This is a genomic window from Rhodococcus sp. 14-2470-1a (assembly GCF_002259425.1).
Taxonomy (GTDB): Bacteria; Actinomycetota; Actinomycetes; order Mycobacteriales; family Mycobacteriaceae; genus Rhodococcoides; species Rhodococcoides fascians_E.
The window spans coordinates 14,905-31,956 of sequence record NZ_NPFZ01000025.1; the positions used below are offsets into that span (position 1 = coordinate 14,905).

The 17,052-nt window shown below is 65.5% G+C and carries 21 protein-coding genes; 9 read left to right on the forward strand and 12 right to left on the reverse strand.

Features of this window, described 5'->3' with window-relative positions; translation table 11 throughout:
• Nucleotides 1–68: 68 nt before the first annotated feature.
• Nucleotides 69–1,928, forward strand: coding sequence for a bifunctional diguanylate cyclase/phosphodiesterase (locus tag CH292_RS13505; protein ID WP_094654996.1), 1,860 nt, complete (start codon nt 69–71; stop codon nt 1,926–1,928).
• Here the strand turns inward: CH292_RS13505 and CH292_RS13510 are convergent.
• Genes CH292_RS13510 through CH292_RS13520 form a run of 3 tightly spaced genes read right to left on the reverse strand, consistent with a single transcriptional unit; the run spans nt 1,925 to nt 3,771 of the window.
• On the reverse strand, nt 1,925–2,218 hold the full coding sequence (locus tag CH292_RS13510; protein WP_094654997.1) for a putative quinol monooxygenase: 294 nt from the start codon (nt 2,216–2,218) through the stop codon (nt 1,925–1,927). The genes CH292_RS13505 and CH292_RS13510 overlap by 4 nt on opposite strands.
• Before the next feature lie 59 nt (nt 2,219–2,277).
• Complete coding sequence (locus CH292_RS13515; protein WP_094654998.1) at nt 2,278–3,165, reverse strand: spermidine synthase; 888 nt, start codon at nt 3,163–3,165, stop codon at nt 2,278–2,280.
• A gap of 24 nt (nt 3,166–3,189) precedes the next feature.
• Nucleotides 3,190–3,771, reverse strand: coding sequence for a TetR family transcriptional regulator (locus CH292_RS13520; protein WP_094654999.1), 582 nt, complete (start codon nt 3,769–3,771; stop codon nt 3,190–3,192).
• A gap of 126 nt (nt 3,772–3,897) precedes the next feature.
• Here CH292_RS13520 and CH292_RS13525 point away from each other — a divergent pair, with 126 nt between their 5' ends.
• The 3 genes from CH292_RS13525 to CH292_RS13535 all read left to right on the forward strand — a co-directional run bounded on the left by CH292_RS13525 (nt 3,898) and on the right by CH292_RS13535 (nt 6,149).
• The gene (locus CH292_RS13525; protein WP_094655000.1) at nt 3,898–4,935 is read left to right on the forward strand and encodes an NAD(P)-dependent alcohol dehydrogenase; all 1,038 of its coding nucleotides are present in this window, start codon (nt 3,898–3,900) and stop codon (nt 4,933–4,935) included.
• Between the two features lie 106 nt (nt 4,936–5,041).
• The gene (locus tag CH292_RS13530; protein ID WP_094627236.1) at nt 5,042–5,545 is read left to right on the forward strand and encodes a PaaI family thioesterase; all 504 of its coding nucleotides are present in this window, start codon (nt 5,042–5,044) and stop codon (nt 5,543–5,545) included.
• A 16-nt stretch (nt 5,546–5,561) separates the two neighbouring features.
• Nucleotides 5,562–6,149: a helix-turn-helix domain-containing protein gene (locus CH292_RS13535; RefSeq protein ID WP_094655001.1), complete on the forward strand. Its 588-nt coding sequence runs from the start codon at nt 5,562–5,564 to the stop codon at nt 6,147–6,149.
• Here the strand turns inward: CH292_RS13535 and CH292_RS13540 are convergent.
• The 4 genes from CH292_RS13540 to CH292_RS29360 form a co-directional block, all read right to left on the reverse strand.
• Nucleotides 6,045–6,686 carry a LysE family translocator gene (locus CH292_RS13540; RefSeq protein WP_094655002.1) on the reverse strand — a complete coding sequence of 214 codons (642 nt, stop codon included), beginning with the start codon at nt 6,684–6,686 and terminating at the stop codon, nt 6,045–6,047. The two genes, CH292_RS13535 and CH292_RS13540, sit on opposite strands and share 105 nt — an antisense overlap.
• 110 nt (nt 6,687–6,796) lie before the next feature.
• Entirely contained in the window at nt 6,797–7,774 is a 978-nt protein-coding gene (locus CH292_RS13545) for an SGNH/GDSL hydrolase family protein (protein WP_094655003.1), read from the reverse strand.
• Between the two features lie 11 nt (nt 7,775–7,785).
• On the reverse strand, nt 7,786–8,292 hold the full coding sequence (locus CH292_RS13550; protein WP_306437380.1) for a serine hydrolase: 507 nt from the start codon (nt 8,290–8,292) through the stop codon (nt 7,786–7,788).
• Nucleotides 8,214–8,390, reverse strand: a complete 177-nt coding sequence (locus CH292_RS29360; RefSeq protein ID WP_256978119.1) for a hypothetical protein — start codon at nt 8,388–8,390, stop codon at nt 8,214–8,216. The genes CH292_RS13550 and CH292_RS29360 overlap by 79 nt, the downstream gene beginning before the upstream one ends.
• A gap of 272 nt (nt 8,391–8,662) precedes the next feature.
• Here CH292_RS29360 and CH292_RS13555 point away from each other — a divergent pair, with 272 nt between their 5' ends.
• The 3 genes from CH292_RS13555 to CH292_RS28910 are packed head-to-tail and all read left to right on the forward strand — an operon-like array spanning nt 8,663 to nt 11,446.
• Nucleotides 8,663–9,568, forward strand: coding sequence for a hypothetical protein (locus tag CH292_RS13555; RefSeq protein WP_019665246.1), 906 nt, complete (start codon nt 8,663–8,665; stop codon nt 9,566–9,568).
• A gap of 41 nt (nt 9,569–9,609) precedes the next feature.
• Nucleotides 9,610–11,250 (forward strand): alpha/beta-hydrolase family protein, encoded by a 1,641-nt coding sequence (locus CH292_RS13560; RefSeq protein ID WP_179277966.1) that lies wholly within the window; start codon nt 9,610–9,612, stop codon nt 11,248–11,250.
• A 28-nt stretch (nt 11,251–11,278) separates the two neighbouring features.
• Complete coding sequence (locus CH292_RS28910) at nt 11,279–11,446, forward strand: hypothetical protein (protein ID WP_019665217.1); 168 nt, start codon at nt 11,279–11,281, stop codon at nt 11,444–11,446.
• Nucleotides 11,447–11,465: 19 nt separating this feature from the next.
• Here the strand turns inward: CH292_RS28910 and CH292_RS13565 are convergent, their stop codons facing one another.
• From CH292_RS13565 to CH292_RS13575, 3 genes are all read right to left on the reverse strand, one after another.
• The gene (locus tag CH292_RS13565) at nt 11,466–11,681 is read right to left on the reverse strand and encodes a hypothetical protein (RefSeq protein ID WP_141216333.1); all 216 of its coding nucleotides are present in this window, start codon (nt 11,679–11,681) and stop codon (nt 11,466–11,468) included.
• A gap of 192 nt (nt 11,682–11,873) precedes the next feature.
• Nucleotides 11,874–12,794 (reverse strand): transketolase family protein, encoded by a 921-nt coding sequence (locus CH292_RS13570; protein WP_094655004.1) that lies wholly within the window; start codon nt 12,792–12,794, stop codon nt 11,874–11,876.
• A 2-nt stretch (nt 12,795–12,796) separates the two neighbouring features.
• The gene (locus CH292_RS13575; protein WP_094655005.1) at nt 12,797–13,471 is read right to left on the reverse strand and encodes a thiamine pyrophosphate-dependent enzyme; all 675 of its coding nucleotides are present in this window, start codon (nt 13,469–13,471) and stop codon (nt 12,797–12,799) included.
• 118 nt (nt 13,472–13,589) lie between these two features.
• Between CH292_RS13575 and CH292_RS13580 the strand changes: the two genes are divergently transcribed.
• Nucleotides 13,590–14,558 carry an NAD(P)/FAD-dependent oxidoreductase gene (locus CH292_RS13580; RefSeq protein WP_094655006.1) on the forward strand — a complete coding sequence of 323 codons (969 nt, stop codon included), beginning with the start codon at nt 13,590–13,592 and terminating at the stop codon, nt 14,556–14,558.
• Here CH292_RS13580 and CH292_RS13585 read toward each other — a convergent pair.
• Nucleotides 14,555–15,004 (reverse strand): MarR family winged helix-turn-helix transcriptional regulator, encoded by a 450-nt coding sequence (locus CH292_RS13585; RefSeq protein WP_256978120.1) that lies wholly within the window; start codon nt 15,002–15,004, stop codon nt 14,555–14,557. The two genes, CH292_RS13580 and CH292_RS13585, sit on opposite strands and share 4 nt — an antisense overlap.
• A gap of 43 nt (nt 15,005–15,047) precedes the next feature.
• Between CH292_RS13585 and CH292_RS13590 the strand changes: the two genes are divergently transcribed.
• The gene (locus tag CH292_RS13590) at nt 15,048–16,244 is read left to right on the forward strand and encodes a multidrug effflux MFS transporter (protein ID WP_020110396.1); all 1,197 of its coding nucleotides are present in this window, start codon (nt 15,048–15,050) and stop codon (nt 16,242–16,244) included.
• 40 nt (nt 16,245–16,284) lie between these two features.
• Here the strand turns inward: CH292_RS13590 and CH292_RS13595 are convergent, their stop codons facing one another.
• Nucleotides 16,285–17,007, reverse strand: a complete 723-nt coding sequence (locus CH292_RS13595) for a Clp protease N-terminal domain-containing protein (RefSeq protein WP_094655008.1) — start codon at nt 17,005–17,007, stop codon at nt 16,285–16,287.
• Between the last annotated feature and the right edge of the window lie 45 nt (nt 17,008–17,052).

The following is a 17,052-nucleotide window of genomic DNA, read 5'->3' on the forward strand; positions in this document are numbered from 1 at the left end:
GAAGTACAGGGAGTGCGCCTGCCTCGCTCGACGCAGGCTCGATCGGCGTCGAGCGAACGAGAGGTCCAGTGACCGTGGAGGGTGTCACCGAGTCCGGTTCGGATTCGCAGACCGATCGGTCGCACCCCCAACCGCCGACTCGGCACGGCATCAACACCTACGAACCCGACGTCCCGGTCGCCGAAGCTCCCGAGGGTGAAGCCTGGGGACGAAAGCTGATCGGGCTTCTCACCGCGTCCTTCGGTATCGCCGGCCTGTTGATGATCCCGTCGGGGCAGTTCACCGACGTGGAATCGGTATTGGTGGCGCTGGCGTCGGCGTCGACGGTTCCGGTTGCTCTCGCCTGGATCCTGGGCCGGTGGCCCAGCCGGCGGATGGCCAACGTGTACGTCCTGTGGGCGGACATCGGCATCCTCTTCGTTCTCCTCGCGCACGAATCACCGTTCGTGGCCATGCCTGGGTGCGCGATGTTCGCCATCGTCGCGCTGTTCGCCATCGTCGGAACGTCGCCGCGAGTACTCACTGCGCACCTGATTCTCGCCGCCCTCGTTCTTGTCTATCTCGCTGTGATGGCGGCCCGCAGCGGTATGGAACCGTGGTCGGTCGCCTCACGCGTCGTCACGATCGGCTCTCTCTTCATCACACCGTTCGCGCTGCGCCCCTACATTCGCTTCCTTCGTCAACGCGCACAGGTCGGACTCCGCGACTCGTTGACCGGGTTGTGGAACCGCCGCGGACTCTTCGACATGGTCGACCAACTGAACTACGCCCGAGCAGGCACGAAGGTGGAATCCCGAGCAATCGGCGTGGTGGTCGTCGACATCGACCGGTTCAAGGCCGTCAACGACCGCTACGGACACCCGACCGGTGACGCCGTTCTCGTCGAGGTCGCAGACCGGTTGCAGCAGGCGGCGTCGACCGGGAGTGGAGACGGCAGAAACGACCCGACCACGGACTCGGTGGTGTCACGGCTCGGCGGAGACGAGTTCGTCTGCGTGCACATCGGCACTCGCGCCGAGGTCGACGACGCCGAGCAGCGGCTACGCGCCGCGCTGGAAGAATCGTTCAGCGGTCCGCCCTTCACGACGAGCGTCGGATCGGCCGGAGACACGACCATTCGCGGTGACGCCACCGGCACCCTCGTCCGAAAATTGATCGCGTTGGCGGACATCGAGCTGTACCGAAACAAACAGGAACACTCCGACGGAGATCCCCGCCGCTCGCACGATCCACTGCTGGTTCGGGACCGGATCGAAAGTCTCGTCTCCGACGGCGGCCCGACGGTGGTGTTCCAGCCGATCTGCGAGACTGCGACCACTGCCGTCGTGGGATACGAAGCGCTGTCGCGCTTTCCGTTCGGACACGGATCCCCACTGATGTGGTTCAAGGACGCGACCGCGGCCGGAGTCGGACCACAACTCGAACTGGCCGCGATCGACGCCGCATTGAGTGCGATGCACGTCCTGCCGGAGACGGCGTTCGTCTCGCTGAACGCGTCCGCGTCCACCATCCGCTCGACGGATCTGCTGTCGCGGCTGCGCCCCCACCTTCACTCTCGGGTGCTCTACCTCGAAATCACCGAACACGAACGCGTGGACGACTACCGGGCCATTGCCCGATCGGTCGAGGGGCTACGAGCGGCAGGCGTTCGCATTTCCATCGACGACGTCGGCGCGGGATTCTCCGGCCTCAGGCAGGTCGTCGAACTCAAGCCGGACACACTGAAGATCGACTACACCCTCGTCCACGGGATCGACACCGACCCGACACGGCGAGCGGCGACAGCGGCTCTCGCCGCGTTCGCGCGTGAGGTCGGTGCGACCTTGATCATGGAGGGCGTGGAGACGGAGGAAGAACTCCGCGTTGCCGTCGAACTGGACGTCGACATGGTGCAGGGTTTCTACACCGGTCGTCCGGTAACCACCTAGATGTCGGACACCGTGTACTTGGTCAACCCGGGCACGGCAGCCAACAGTGGACCCAACTCGGTGGTCTTGCCCGGACCTGCCCTGAACTCACGGTACTTGGCGTCCGCCTCCGCCGATTCCCAACGCTCGTAAGCGATCCAATGGGTCTCGTCCTCATGGTCGACGAGGACGTCCACCCCGAGGCACCCCTCGAACGCCCGCGTCTCGGCGAGCACCCGTCCGAGAACCTGCTTGCCCTCGTCGAGGGCTTCGGGCTTCAGTGTCACATCGAGCAGGGCAACCAACGTCATGGTGAATCTCCTGGGTAGTTTCTTTTCGAGCATTCGGCTGTGCAGCTGTTCGGCCCAGCCTATGCCTCGTCGTCGGACAGCGGCTTCGCATCGCGGCAGAACGCCCGCACCCGCTCGTCCGTCCAGACCTGAGCGGGGACTGCGCCGCCCAGCAACTCCCGGGCCAGTGCCGGGTCGTCGCCGAGTGGGACGTCGCTCCCCGCGATCACGACGTTGCCGTAACGACGGCCCTTGAGCATCGCCGGATCGGCGACGATCGAGGTGTACGGGAAGATCTCACCGATGGTCGCGGCCTCACGCTTCGCCATCGTCAAGTCCCGGGTGTCGCCGCAGTTGACCACGTACAGTCCGCCGGGCGACAGAACCCGTCGGACATGCTCGGTGAACTGCCGGGTGGTCAGTGGCCGCGGAGTCACCGCACCGGCGAACACATCTCGCACAACCAGATCGCGACTGTTCTCGGACAAGGTTTCGGTGACGGCACGCGCCTCGCCCACCCGGATGCGGAGCAGCGGTGCACGAGGTAGATCGAACCAGTCACGTACCAACTCCGCGAGCTTGCCGTCCAACTCGACTACCACCTGCCGCGCATCGGGATACACCGCCGAGAAGTACCGCGCGAGGGTGCACGCGCCACCGCCGAGATGCAGGGCCCGCAGCTTGCCGTTCGAGGATGCGGAGCGCGAAGCAGACGTGCCCGAAGAATCGTGATGCTCGACGAGAGACGCGATCCACCTCATGTACTCGAAATCGAGCCGCTGAGGATCCAGGGCGTCGATGTGCGAGCTGGGTACGCCGTTCACCTCGAGCGTCCACCCGTCGGCGGACAGGGAATCGCGCACGAGTGTCGCTGTCCCGGTGTCGATTCGATACTCTCCGGCCTCGGCCGTTCCCGCGCGCGTCGCGGGCGGTCGACGGGATTTCGGACTGCGCGCCTTCGCACTCATGGTCGTGGTCTCATGGTCGCCGTCTCATGATTGCGACACACAGAACGCGCGTCGGACGGTCTCGGCGAGAGCCGATTTGCGGCGCTCGTGTACGGCGTCGCTCTCGTCGGAGTCGGCGACGTGGACTATCGCGGCCTGCGCCCACGTGGCTGCCAGTGCAATCACCATCGACCAGAGGTCCTCCACGGCAACGTCGTTCACGACCGTCCCGCGCTTCTGCGCGTCGTGCAGCGGTGCCAGCTTCTGATTGTCGTGGTCCTCGCCGCGGTGGTGGAACAGATTCCCGGTCGGGGTTCGTTCCAGCCGCGCCCAGGTCAGCAGACGAACCAGCTGAGGGTCGCCCAGGTACATGTCGTACAGCGACGTGACGTAACCCGGCAGATCGTCGGCATCGAGGGGACCCCCGGCTATGTCTTCGTCGACGCGGGTGTCGAAGACCGTGTCGAACAGCTTGTCCTTGCTGCCGAAGTAGCTGTAGATCTGAGACTTGTTGATGGACGCGTTCGCCGCGATTCGATCCACCCGCGCGCCGGCGATTCCGTAGCGCGCGAACTCCTCGGTGGCGGCATGAAGTATCCGCTCCCGCGTTGCCACTGCGTCACCCATGCGCGCCAGCCTAGCCTGCTGTCACCAACTGGTTGGTTGCATCCTCGGCAAAAGCAGCTACGGTGGTGTGACCAACTAGTTGGTTGGAACCATCCCGCCGAACACATCGACACCTCGGGAGACGCCATGCGAGCCACGACGGGATACCGCGCCACAGCACCGAACACCCCGCTGGAGAGGGCCGTTCTCGAACGACGAGAACTGCGGCCGGGCGACGTCGCCGTCGAGGTGTCGCACTGCGGCGTGTGCCATACCGACCTGCATCTGACGAGCGATCCGTCCGGCACCTACCCGGTGACACCGGGCCACGAGTTCGTCGGCACCGTCACCGCCGTCGGCTCCGACGTCACGGACTTCTCGGTGGGCGACGCCGTGGCGGTGGGCAACATCGTCGACTCCTGCGGTCGATGCGACATGTGCGTCGCCGACCAGGAGAACTTCTGCCGCGAGTTTCCGACACTGACTTACGGCGGAACCGATCGAATCGACGGGACGACGACGATCGGCGCGTACTCGCGGGAATACGTGGTCCGCGACGCGTTCGTCTACCGCCGCCCGGTCGGCCTCGATCCGGCCGCCGTTGCCCCGCTGATGTGTGCAGGTGTCACCGTCTGGGAACCGCTGCGGCGATGGAACATGGGTCCGGGAGTACGCGTCGGGATCGCGGGGATCGGCGGTCTCGGTCACCTCGCCGTGAAGTTCGCTCGAGCACTGGGCGCCGAGGTCACGGTCATCACGACGTCGGCGACGAAGGTCGGCGAGGCCGCCGCACTGGGCGCCGACAGCACGGTCGTGTCCACGAACACCGAGCAGATGTTCGCCGCGCGCGGGAGCCTCGATCTGATCGTCGATTGTGTACCCGTTCCGCACGACGTCGCGCCCTACCTGTCGCTTCTCGCCTTGGACGGCACCCTGTGCTCGCTGGGTTTCCTCGGTCCGCAGTCCATCGAGATCATGGACCTTCTCGTGGGCCGGAAGTCCTTGAGCTCGGCGGGAAGCGGTGGACGTCGCTACACGCAGGAGATGCTGGATTTCTGCGGAGAACACGGGATCACCGCGGATGTGGAGACCGTGCCGTCCGCCGAGGTGGGCCACGCGTTCGATCGGTTGAGGAAGGGCGACGTTCGCTACCGATTCGTCCTCGACATGTCCGATCTGGACTGAAGCCCCCACTGCGACGAGGAGTCGCCTGCGGGTCGACTTTGCGGGAATGGGAGCCGAGGCGCATACTGACTTGCATCGTGCAAGTCACTAGCTGCGAGGGGTAGCCATGCTCACCGAGGAACACCAGCGTTCGCAGACTTTCTCCTGGGTCAGCCCCCGAGAGGTGCTGCGTCACGCTTCGACGCTGAGCGGATTGGAAATCATGCAGGCGGTGGCCTCCGGCGAACTGCCACCACCGCCCATTGCGGTCCTCATGCAGTTCGCTCCCGTCGAGGTGAGCGACGGCAAGGTCGTCTTCGAGTGCACACCGTCCGAAGCGCACTACAACCCCATCGGTACCGTGCACGGCGGGTTGGCCTGCACCTTTCTGGACACCCTCGTGGGCTGCGCCGCGCACACGACGCTGCCCGCCGGCGTCGGCTACACCTCGATCGATCTGAACGTCAGCTACCTCAGAAACATTCTCGACACCTCCGGTCCGCTGGTCGGGACGGGAACGGTCACCAAGCGGGGCTCACGCGTGATCTTCGCCGAAGGTTCGATCGTGGACAAGGACGGTAAGCTCGTCGCTACCGGCACGAGCTCACTGCTGGTCATCCCTCCGAGGTAAGGCCGAGGTACAAACCGTGCAGCGCAACGCTTTCGACACGATGGGCTGCCCTATCGCGTCCGCGCTCGAACAGGTCGGAGAGTGGTGGACGCTCCTGATCCTGCGCGACGCCCTCGACGGCTTCACCCGGTTCGACGAGTTCGAGCAGAACCTCGGCATCGCGCCGAACATGTTGACGCGCAGGCTGAAATCGCTCGTCGAATCCGGGTTGCTCGAGCGTCGCCGGTACAGTGATCGGCCTCCGCGATTCGAGTACGTCGCCACGCAGCGCAGCCGTGAACTCAGCTCGGTCATCGTGGCGTTGTACGCGTGGGGCAACGAACACATCGAACACGAGGACCGAGAGGTCGTTCTCGTCGACGCCGACGGCGAAACCATCGACCCGGTCTTCGTCGATCGGCGTACCGGACGCACTCTGGCCGAGAGCAGAGCTCACTTCGTCGCCGGGCCTGCCGCGTCGGACATGATGCGCGAACGGCAGGATTCGGACAAGCGACGCTCACGCAGGAGCCGGGCGGCTTCCGTCGGTCGCGAGCCGAACAGCCAACAGCCCCAACACAGTTCCCATGACGTAGCGCTGCATCCTCATCCAGGTCGGACGTAACGCCAGGAACCGAGCGATGGACCCGGCACCGACGACGATCAGCGCATTGACGGTCACCGCGACACCGATCTGCACCCCACCCAGGGCGATGCCCTGCAGGAACACCGAACCCGCCGCGGGATCGACGAACTGTGGAATCACCGAGATGTACATGATGGCCATCTTGGGGTTGAGCAGGTTGGTGAACAGCCCCATCGTGAACAATCTGCGGTTCGAATCCCGATGCAAGCCCTCGACTTCGAACACCTTCGTCGTACCGCGCACAGCCGAGACAGCCAACCACAGCAGGTAACACGCGCCGACGATCTTGATCACGAGATACAGCGTCGGGACCGCCGCGAACACGGCAGCGAGGCCGAGATTGGTGGCGATCACGTACACCACCAACCCCAGCGCGACACCGCCCAAGGACACCAGTCCAGCACTGCGTCCCTGAGAGATGCTGCGCGACACCAAATACACCATGTTGGGGCCGGGAGTCAGCACCATCGCCAGAGCGACAGCGAAGACACCCAGCACAGCTGCCGTGGACACCATGCCTCCCACAGTGTCACCGACGGACGCCGATGTATCGGTCCACTTCTACGATCCTGGCCCGCTCACTCTTCGGACAGCTGAATCGGTGCACCCCCGTCGGGCGCAGTCAGCTAGAGACCGATCGAATCCGCGACGACCCGGGCGAATGCCGCCATTCCCGCGGCAGTGGGATGCAGCGGCGCTGCGGGATTCGCCGGAACGACACCTTCGAGGTACCTCTCCGCGGGTGCGGCACATGCATCGTGTCCGACGCTGACCGGACGCACGTCGACGAACCGAGCACCGTGCTCGGTTGCCTGCTGGGCCAGTGCGTCGTTCATCCGGTCGACGCTCGCCTGCAGATAATCCGCATCGCGGGCCCACACCGCCTGCGTTCCGTAACACCCACCGGGGCGAACGTACGTTCCGTATCCGACGACGACCACCTGCGCGTTCGGCGCCCTCTCGCCGATGGCCTCGAACACCTCACCCCACCCAGGAGCCGCCGCGGCGATGGCGTCGGCAAGCACATCGGTGCCTCCGGCGGTCGATGCGTCCGCGCACGACTCTCCGTTCGGCTCCGGTGAGAAGTTGACGCATCCGCGGGCCTGCCCGACGAGGTCGACGTCGTTGCCGCCGATGGTGACGGTCACCAGATCGGTGTCCGACGACAACGCATCGAGCTGCAGCGGGATCGGCCCACTGTTGGTCTGTTGTTGCTCGGTGACGATGTTCTCCGACCGCGCCCCGGAGCAGGAGACGTCCGTGAACGACGCCGCACCGACGAGCCCGGCGAGGACATGCGGATAGTTGGAGTCGGACTGCAGGCACCCGGGCGTCCCCGTCGACCGGGGAATCAACGGCCCCGATGCTGCCGAATCACCCAGTGCCACGTAGTCGATGTCCGTGCCGCCGGAGACCGTCGGCGTAGGCGATTCGAGCCCGGGCGATTCGAGCCCGGGCGATTCGAGCCCGGACGACTCGACCGCGGAGGACTCGGGAGCGTCGGGGGATTCGGTGGAGCAGGCGGCCAGCATGCTCACCGCGCCCAGGACGAGTGCAGCAGTGAACCTGGTGGATACAGAAATCCCCGGTGCTGCGCGCCGCATAGTGGACGACGTTACTCCCGCGCGCCGATTTCCCGGACGGCGTCTGCGACCAACTCGTTCATGGCCGCGGCGTCGGGATCGTCGTTCGCGGTTCTCGACAGCACGACCAGGAGAATTCGCCGCCCGTCGGGCCCGAGCAGAAGACCCGCGTCGTTGGAGACTCCATAGGACCCGGTGCCGGTCTTGTCCGCCGTCGTCCAGCCGGCTGGAACTCCGGCTCGGAAACGGGTGTCCGACGTCTGCGTGCCCGCCATCCAGTCCAGGAGCGTGGCTCTCGACGAGTTCGACAGCGGCCCGTCGGTGAGCAGGGACCGATATCCCGCGGCGAGGCCGGCCGGGGTCGTGGTGTCGCGGTCGTCGCCGGGCAGGGCGGTGTTCAGGTCGGGTTCGATGCGGTCCAGACGGAACTGAGCGTCGCCGAGGGATCGCGCGAACGCCGTCAGCTCCGCTGCTCGAGCGCGGCGAACTGCTTCTCGGCGCCGGTCGGCTGTTGTTCGGAGGCATCCGACTGCCTGGATCCAGCGGGGTCGGGGGAGGGGTCCGTGCCACAGGAGACCGCGAGAGCCGCCGAACCTGCGATGACGAAGAACTGCCTACGAGATCGTGTGTGCGCCATGCGTCCCAGGAGACCACGAGTAGCGATTCACAGGAACCTCCCAGTGCCGACGGGCCCGTGTACCTGGTCGGGCCCGCATTCGACCGGTACCCTCGACCGGGTTCACCTGGAATACATACGAAAGACGAGACACCTATGATCACGAACTTCATCAACCTGATCCTCGGCGGCGTCGGCACCGCGTCCGCCGGCAGCAGCGGCTTCGAGTTGCAGCCGGGCGTTCTCCCCTTCGGTCTCTGACAGTTCGCTCTCCTCTGACAGCCCTCCTTCGGGTGTCCGTCACGGGTGATCGGCTGCCGATCTGCGCGACCTGCGGAGTCCAGTACGACCACGACTCCGCAGGCCGCGACGTTCTTCCCGCCACGTGCATCATCTGCGAGGACGAGCGGCAGTACGTCGGCTACGACGGCCAGCGATGGACGTCGCTCGCGGAACTCCGGGAGCAGGGCCACAGCGTCGAGATCCGTGAGGAAATTCCGGGTCTGTGGGGACTCGCGACCTCCCCCGCGCTCGCCATCGGACAGCGTGCACTCCTCGTCCCCGGCCACGGCGGGACCGTCATGTGGGATTCGGTCACCTACATCGACGACGATGCCGTCGACCGAGTCGCCCAGTTGGGCGGCATCTCCGCGATCGCACTGTCGCATCCGCACTACTACAGCTCGATGGTCGAGTGGTCCCACGCCTTCGACGACGCCCCCATCTACGTTCACGAACGTGACGCCCGTTGGCTGACGCGGACCGACAACGTCGTCCTGTGGTCCGGTGAGCGCACGGAAGTACTGCCCGGCCGCACCCTCCTCCGTGCAGGCGTCCACTTCGACGGCGGAACGGTCATGCACTGGGCCGACGGCGTCGACGGGCGCGGGGCGCTGTGCGCGGGTGACATCTTCACCGTGGTTGCCGACCGCCGCTGGGTCGGTTTCATGTACAGCTATCCCAACTTGATTCCCGAACATCCGGACACCATCCTGCGCGCCGTGAACATGGTTGCCCCGTTCGGCTTCGAATCCCTCTACGGCGCATGGTGGGACCGGATCATCACCGACGATGCCCACGCGGCGGTCGTTCGCTCTGCCCGACGGTACTTCGAGCACATCGGCGCGCGCGAACATGCACTCGCGCTGGCGAAACCGGGCACTGTGGATCGCGGCGTGATCCACAACCGTCCCGACTGACAAACGGCCCCGTTCCGCGCCTTCGGTTCTACTATGTGACGATGCACTCGCTGCGGCTGTTCAGCTCGCGACTCGAACCGGCCGCTCTGTTCCTCGGCGTCGTGTTCTTCACCTTCTCGATGACCCCGTCCCTGCTGCCGCGCGCCTGGTATCTGCAGGGCGTCGCGTCGGGCATCAGCATCGCCACGGGATACGGCGTCGGCTGCGCCGTGGTGTGGCTGGTGCATCGGTGCGGAATTCGTCCTCGATGGTCCGATGCGACGAAGCGCTACGGGGGGTGGGGTCTGGCGGTGTTCACCGCGATCGTGGTGCCACTGTTTCTGATACTCGGATCGTGGTGGCAGCAGATCGTACGACAGCTCGTCGAGGTCGACGTAGAAGGTCCGGGCCGAATCCTCTATTTGGCAGTACTTCTCGTCGCAGTCGTCGTTGCCGTCCTCCTGCTTCTCGCCGCTCGCGGACTACGCTGGTGCGCTCGTCGGCTGGCCGTTCTGTGCACGAGGTTCGTACCGATCCCCGCGGCGAAGGCAATCGGAATCGCCGTCGTCACGATCCTGACGCTGTTCGTCGTCAACGGAGCGGTGAACAACGTTCTCATCGCGACCATTGCCAGCTCGTCCAAACTGGCCGACGAAGGTAGCCACCCCGGCGTCGAGCAGCCTGACGCGATGGAGAAATCGGGTTCACCGGACTCGTACGAAGACTGGAATTCACTCGGAATGGAGGGGAGGCGATTCGTCGCGTCCGGCCCGACTGCCGAACAGATCGAATCGTTCACCGGTGCAGATGCTCTCACGCCGATCCGGGCGTACGTCGGGGCTGCGGAGGCCGATTCGATCGACGAGGCCGCCGACCGCGTCGTCGCGGAACTGGAACGTACCGGTGCGTTCGACCGGGCCGTCGTCGCCGTGGCCACCACCACCGGACGCGGCTGGGTCAACGAAGCCGTCGCCGGATCGTTCGAGTACATGAACGGCGGCGACACGGCGATCGCGTCGATGCAGTACTCGTTCCTGCCCAGCCCCATAGCGTTTCTCGCAGATCGTGATTCACCGCGTGAAGCAGGACGCGCGCTGTTCGACAAGGTGTACGACGCAATCCTCGAACGCCCCGAGGGCACGCGGCCCGAGTTGGTGGCATTCGGAGAGAGCCTGGGGGCGTACGGCGGGCAGGACGCCTTCGGTGGCGCACGGGACATGGTGGCGCGCACCGACGGTGCTCTGTGGGTCGGTAACCCCAACTTCACCAAGCAGTGGGCGGAGACGACGGCGGACCGCGACGCGGGTTCACGCGAGATCCTCCCGGTGATATCGGACGGCCGCTACGTCCGGTTCGCGGGCAGACCGAGCGATCTCGACATCGGCACTCCCTGGGCCGAACCCCGTGTGGTGTACTGGCAGCACGCGTCGGATCCCATCACGTGGTGGTCGCCGGATCTTCTTCTGCATCAACCGGACTGGCTGCGCGAGCCCCGTGGAGTCGACGTCGACCCCGGCGTTCGATGGTTCCCGTTCGTCACCTTCTGGCAGACGACGTTCGACATGGTGTTCTCCACCGACGTTCCGCCGGGATACGGTCACAACTACGGCGAGGACGCCGTCGACCTGTGGGCCGAGATCCTTCAGCCCGAGGGCTGGACCTCGCAGGACACCGAGCGTCTTCGCGAGATCATCGCGGGTTGAGATCCCGCACTCGGGGTAACCGGGCCGCATGAGTGAAACGAACAAGAACCCCGATCCCGCCACGACCGATACCGACACGTCGCCGACGGGTGCCGACGACGACGTTCAGTCCGACCCCGCTGCGGGCGAGGAGTCCGGGGATTGGTCCGGTGAGGGCGGCGCGACCCACGACGGCCCCGCCACCGACACCGAATGATCCCCGTGCGTCGGTGACCTCAGGTTCCGGTCAGCCGACGCTCGGCGGGCCTGAGCAGGTGTACGTCACTGTCGGTCACGACCTTTTCGACGACGCATCGACCGGAGAGCCAATCTCCGGCGATGTCGAATTCCACGCGTAGATCCCCGAGCCAGTCGATGTCGACCACCACCCCGACGGTTCCGGCCGGTACCCCGCTGCACCATGCGCGCTTGCCCAGGTTGCGCGCGGCCACCACTACGTCACCTCGCCGGTGCGAGTGCTGTCCTCTCCTCATGTATCCCCCCAACGTCGATCCCTGCGGTCCGTGACTACGGCGGTTCCCACGTCGAGTCAACCTCACCCCAGCGAGCCCTTCAAGTCGTAGACAGTCCGCTGAGCTGGGGTTCTACCGTCGATCGACTTGGTTGGGGCGGTCCAAACCGACTCAGAATCCGAAGAAGGCATCCAGCGACGTACGAATACCTGTGACGTCGAGTCCGTGCGCGCGCTCGTGCTCGGTCGGTGTTCCGTATTTGCGGAGCTCCTGCTGCCCGACGCCGACACCGAGTTGCCGGTGCGGTACGTCCACCAGCGCCAGCGCCACCTCGCGAGCCGAGGTACCAGCGAGGTACGGCTCGACGATCGCGACGCTGTTTCCGGCGAGGTGAGTGCGGAGACCTGCTCTGTCGAACGGCCTGACGCGTTCGGCGTAAAGGACGGTCACATCTCGATCGCGCACAGCGGCAACTACGTTGTCGGCCGTCGGCCCCACCGCGACGACCGTGCCGCGACTCCCTCGCTGCAGAACCGTCAGACCGGGATGCTCGGCATACGGCCGCGCGTTGGATGTGCCGTCCAACCGGATGTAGACCCGATCGTCGCCGTCCATTGCGGACCGCAACGCGCTCTCGGCTTCGTCGGCGTCTCCGGGCACGTGCACTCGCCAGCCGTCCAGGGTGTCGAGCAGCGCCACGTCACGGTGCCCGAAGTGAGTCTCGCCGCCGGCAGCCATCGAATACGAGCCCCCTGCACTGACGAGCACTGCCCCGACGCCTTGATGACCGAGGTCGAGTTTCACCTGTTCGAAGGGCCGTTCCACCAGGAACGGTGGGAACGTGTGCACGATCGGGCGCATCCCTGCCAGCGCTGCGCCTCCCGCGAACGAGATCATCAGCTGCTCCCGTATTCCCACGTTGACAACACGATCTCGCACTGCATCGGTGACGTGGGGTGCGATGTATCCCGCCCCGATCTCGGCCAGCACGAGCAAGCGTCTGTCGTCCGCGGCCAGCAGGTCCGGGATCGTTCGGTAGAAGCGCTCGCGCTGGTCGGTGATCGTGGTCGTCCTCGCCGCTGTGTCCAGCATTCTCACTCCTTGCTCTCGGTATGTGCAACAACAACATTGGGCACTGCGAACCGTCTGGAGAATGCGCGGTGCAGCGCGTCGTGGTCACGACCGTCGACGTCCTCGGCGGCCCATCCCTCGACTGCGAACCGCGCCCCGATTCCGCCTGTCCAGCCCAGGCCGGCCGATCGGTTGTCGATGACGACGACCGTCAGATTTCCCAACCCAGCGCGACCCGCATACTGGATCGCCTCGGCGTTGCTTCCCTCGTCCAGCTCCGCGTCGCCGACGAGAACGATCACGCGCGCGTCGGAACCTCGGAGCGCCAACGTCGTCGCCGTGCCGGTAGCCAGTCCGATGCCGTGCCCCAGCGAACCCGAGGAGATCTCCACGCCTGGTACGAGCGTGCGGTCCGGGTGATAACCGAGGGGGGAGTCGAACCGTCCGAATCCGTCGAGTTGTTCTTCGGTGAGGAATCCCGCCGACGCGAGGACAGCGTAATAGGCCATGGGCCCGTGGCCTTTCGAGACCAGAAATCGGTCCCGCCTCGGATCGGACGGGTTCGAGGGGTCCGTGCGCAGGATCGTCGAATACAGAACCCAGATGACATCGAGCGTGGACGTCGCACTCGCGTCGTGCTTTTCGTCGCCGGTCATGCGCGTCATCAAGCCGGCCAGTTCGTCGTATGTCGTGTGCATGCCTCCACGGTGCAACCTGAACCGAACTCGAGGTCAAGGCCGATACGTCCGAGGAACGCGTTTTGCCGAATCGGCAAACCTACTTGCCAGACGGTTACGAGTGGGCCACAGTGGACGCATGACTACACACCTCGACCATGACGTCATCATCGTCGGCGGCGGCCCGGCTGGACTAGCAGCGGCGGTGACGCTCGGGCGTGCACGCCTGCGAGTCCTCGTCGTGGACGCAGGATCTCCGCGCAACGCGCCGGCCGAGCACGCCCACAACTACCTCGGGCTGGAGGGAATTCCCCCGCTCGAACTCCTCGCTCGCGGGCGCACGGAAGCGCAGAGTTACGGCGCAGTGATCCAGGAGGGCACGGCGACGGCGGCAACCGCGCACGGCAACCACTTCACCGTCGAACTCGCCGACGGCGCCACCCTCACCGCCCGACGCCTGCTCGTGACTACAGGCCTGACGGACGAACTTCCCGACATCGACGGTCTCGTCGATCGGTGGGGACGCGACGTTCTGCACTGCCCCTTCTGCCACGGCTGGGAAGTGCGCGACAAGAAGGTCGGCATCATCGGGAGCCCCTTCGGCGTTCATCAGGCACTGATGTGGCGGCAGTGGGTCGACGACGTGGTGCTCTTCACCCGCGAATTCACGCCCACCGTAGACGAATCGAAGAAGCTCGCCGCGCGGGGTGTCACGGTGATATCGGATGCCGTACAGAAGATCGCCGTCGAGAACGATGCGCTCGTGGGCATCCAGTTGACCACCGGTTCGGTGGTTCCGGTGGACGCCGTTGTGACCAAGCCGACGTTCACCGCCAACGCCGGCGTTCTGGTGAGCCTCGGACTGGAGGTCACCGACATGATGATGGGCGACGTACCCGCCGGGGCGTCGTTCGTCGCGACGGATCAGACCGGCGCGACGTCGGTTGCCGGCGTCTACGCCGCGGGCAACGTCGCCGCCCCGATGGAGAACGTGATCGGTTCTGCCGCAGCGGGCGTCCGCGCCGCGGGCGGTGTCGTCGCGAGCCTCATCGAGGAGGACACTCGACTGCCCGTCGGCCCGGACGATTCGACCGGCGCCGTGAGCTAAGTGCGGTCGCGCAGCTCGTTCGTCAGCAGCATCAGGGCCGGTGCTGCCGACACGAGTTGCGCGGCAGCTTCGTCGGGAAGTCGGCTCAGCGCCTCGGTGATTCGAGCCGACCATGCTGCTTCGATGCGAGTTCGGTTGCGCCGCATCCGATCGGTGACCTCGAGTTGCGTGACACGCCGGTCCGTCGGCGACGGAGTCTTGACCACGAGCCCACGTTCGACGAGGGTGCGGACTGCCGCACTGACGTTGGAAGGCTGCATCGCCAGCATGTCCGCGAGTGCGGACACACCGATGCCTGCGTTCCTGTCGATCTGCTTGAGCACGGTGACCTCGGGCGCGGGGAGCCGTTCGATGCCGAGCTCTTCCACGCGATCCGTGCGCTGAATGATCCAACTCAGATCGTGGAGCACCGAGGCGAGGACTGCGGGGTCGGTCGTATCCGTCACACCGACATAATACATATAATTTTATAAGCTATTGTCGTAGCCGATGACTACCACCACGCCTTCCCGGACCGCAGCACCGAGCGCCGTACTCATCGGCGTACTCGCACTGCTCACCGCCGTACCACCTCTCGCGACCGACATGTACCTCCCCGGGTTTCCGGCGATGGCAGCCGATCTGAACACCTCGGCCAGCAGCATTCAGCTCACCCTGACCACCTTTCTCATCGGCCTCGCCATCGGACAGCTGATCATCGGACCCCTGTCGGACAAACTCGGCCGCAGAGTCCCGTTGATCGTCGGGGCAGCCGTGTGTCTCGCTGCGGGCATCGCATCCGCACTCGCGCCGTCGGTCGAGTTCTTGATCGCTGCCAGGTTCGTGCAAGGGCTCGCCGGTGCAGCGGGGGTCGTGCTGTCGCGGGCGATCATCGCCGACCGCACCGAAGGAAGCCACGCTGCCAAACTGTTCGGGTTGATGATGATCATCGGCGGCGTCGCGCCGGTCATCGCACCGCTCATCGGCGGCGCAGTCGTCGACTCCCTCGGATGGCGCGGAGTCTTCTGGATCATCGCCGGACTGACCGCCGTGATGCTCCTGTGCGCCATCGCATTGGTTCCCGAGTCGCTGGACCGCGAGAACCGCCGCGGCGGAGGCATCGCTCAGATGATCAGCGGCATGGGAACGGTGGTGAAGAACCGCCGATACCTGTCCTACACACTGACGTTCGCCTTCGCGTTCAGCGTGATGTTCGCCTACATCTCCGCGTCACCCTTCGTACTCCAGAACATGCTCGGCCTGTCGGCGGGTCAGTACTCGGCGGCCTTCGCCGTGAACGCACTCGGACTCATGGTCGGAAGTGCGATCACCGCGAAGCTCGCCGATCGAATCCCTCTGCAGCGCATGATGACCGCCGGAATTACCGCCCTCGTCGTCACCACCACACTGCTGCTCGTTCTCGTCATGGTTGGGATCAGCCTGTGGCCGACGCTCGTTCTGCTGTTCCTCACCCTGGTGGCCGAGGGTTTCGTCTTCGCCAACGCGACGAGCCTTGCCGTCGCACAGGTTCCGCAGCTTGCCGGCACCGGCTCGGCAGTGCTGGGAGCACTTCAATTCGGTTTGGCCGCAGTCATTTCGCCACTTGTCGGCCTCGGCGGCGAGGAGACGGCCGTTCCCATGGTGATCGCCATGTTCGTCAGCGCGCTCATCGCCGCCGGCGCCTGCTTCGCGAGCCGAAAGGACTGACGAGACAGAGCCGTCCGAACAGGCGACAGAGGCGCAGCGCTCAGAGGGAGCCGAGAGCCGCCACCAACTGCTCCTCGACGGCGTTCTTCTCCAGGCCGAGGTCGGTGAGCAGACCTGCGCCGTTCTCGAACTCGAGCATTGCCAGCAGCACGTGCTCGGTCCCGACGTAGTTGTGCCCCAGACGCAGAGCCTCGCGGAAGGTGAGTTCGAGCACCTTCTTCGAGCCTGCGTCGTACGGGATCAGCGCGGGGGACCGGCCTTCCGACGCGGGAAGCAACGCCTGCGCCGCGTCGCGCACCTGCTGTTCGGTCCGGCCGTCGGACAGCAGGAAACGGGTACCGATCGACTCCTTCTCGGTCAGCAAGCCGAGAACCAGGTGAGCGGGAGCGATCTCGGCATTGCCCGCGGCGTTCGCCTCGTTCTGGGACGCGACAACGACGTTCTTGGCCCGAGGGGTGAACCGCTTGAAGCCCTCGGAGGCGTCCATCGCGGAATCGGATCCGCCCGGCCCCTTCGGCACGAATCGCTTCTGCGCGGCCTGCTTCGACACGCCCATGCTCTGGCCGATGTCGGTCCACGACGCACCCGACCGGCGCGCCTGATCGACGAAGTGACCGATCAGGTGATCGGCGAGATCGCCGAGGGAATCGGCCGCGACGACCGCGTCGGACAGTTGCTCGAGCTCGTCGTCGTGCACTTTCTTGATGGCGTCGATCAGATCGTCGAGGCGGACAGGGAGTTGGATTTTCGTTGGTTCGACCATGCGTCAACCATAGGTTGACGATCGAGCATCGTCAACCCTGAGTTG

Excerpts from the sequence above, each read along its gene's own strand:
- CH292_RS13510 (WP_094654997.1), bottom strand. The coding sequence starts at position 2,218 with ATGACGTTGGTTGCCCTGCTCGATGTGACACTGAAGCCCGAAGCCCTC.
- CH292_RS13515 (WP_094654998.1), bottom strand. The coding sequence starts at position 3,165 with ATGAGTGCGAAGGCGCGCAGTCCGAAATCCCGTCGACCGCCCGCGACG.
- CH292_RS13520 (WP_094654999.1), bottom strand. The coding sequence starts at position 3,771 with ATGGGTGACGCAGTGGCAACGCGGGAGCGGATACTTCATGCCGCCACC.
- CH292_RS13525 (WP_094655000.1), top strand. The coding sequence starts at position 3,898 with ATGCGAGCCACGACGGGATACCGCGCCACAGCACCGAACACCCCGCTG.
- CH292_RS13530 (WP_094627236.1), top strand. The coding sequence starts at position 5,042 with ATGCTCACCGAGGAACACCAGCGTTCGCAGACTTTCTCCTGGGTCAGC.
- CH292_RS13540 (WP_094655002.1), bottom strand. The coding sequence starts at position 6,686 with ATGGTGTCCACGGCAGCTGTGCTGGGTGTCTTCGCTGTCGCTCTGGCG.
- CH292_RS13545 (WP_094655003.1), bottom strand. The coding sequence starts at position 7,774 with ATGCGGCGCGCAGCACCGGGGATTTCTGTATCCACCAGGTTCACTGCT.
- CH292_RS29360 (WP_256978119.1), bottom strand. The coding sequence starts at position 8,390 with ATGGCGCACACACGATCTCGTAGGCAGTTCTTCGTCATCGCAGGTTCG.
- CH292_RS13560 (WP_179277966.1), top strand. The coding sequence starts at position 9,610 with ATGCACTCGCTGCGGCTGTTCAGCTCGCGACTCGAACCGGCCGCTCTG.
- CH292_RS28910 (WP_019665217.1), top strand. The coding sequence starts at position 11,279 with ATGAGTGAAACGAACAAGAACCCCGATCCCGCCACGACCGATACCGAC.
- CH292_RS13570 (WP_094655004.1), bottom strand. The coding sequence starts at position 12,794 with ATGCTGGACACAGCGGCGAGGACGACCACGATCACCGACCAGCGCGAG.
- CH292_RS13575 (WP_094655005.1), bottom strand. The coding sequence starts at position 13,471 with ATGCACACGACATACGACGAACTGGCCGGCTTGATGACGCGCATGACC.
- CH292_RS13580 (WP_094655006.1), top strand. The coding sequence starts at position 13,590 with ATGACTACACACCTCGACCATGACGTCATCATCGTCGGCGGCGGCCCG.
- CH292_RS13590 (WP_020110396.1), top strand. The coding sequence starts at position 15,048 with ATGACTACCACCACGCCTTCCCGGACCGCAGCACCGAGCGCCGTACTC.
- CH292_RS13595 (WP_094655008.1), bottom strand. The coding sequence starts at position 17,007 with ATGGTCGAACCAACGAAAATCCAACTCCCTGTCCGCCTCGACGATCTG.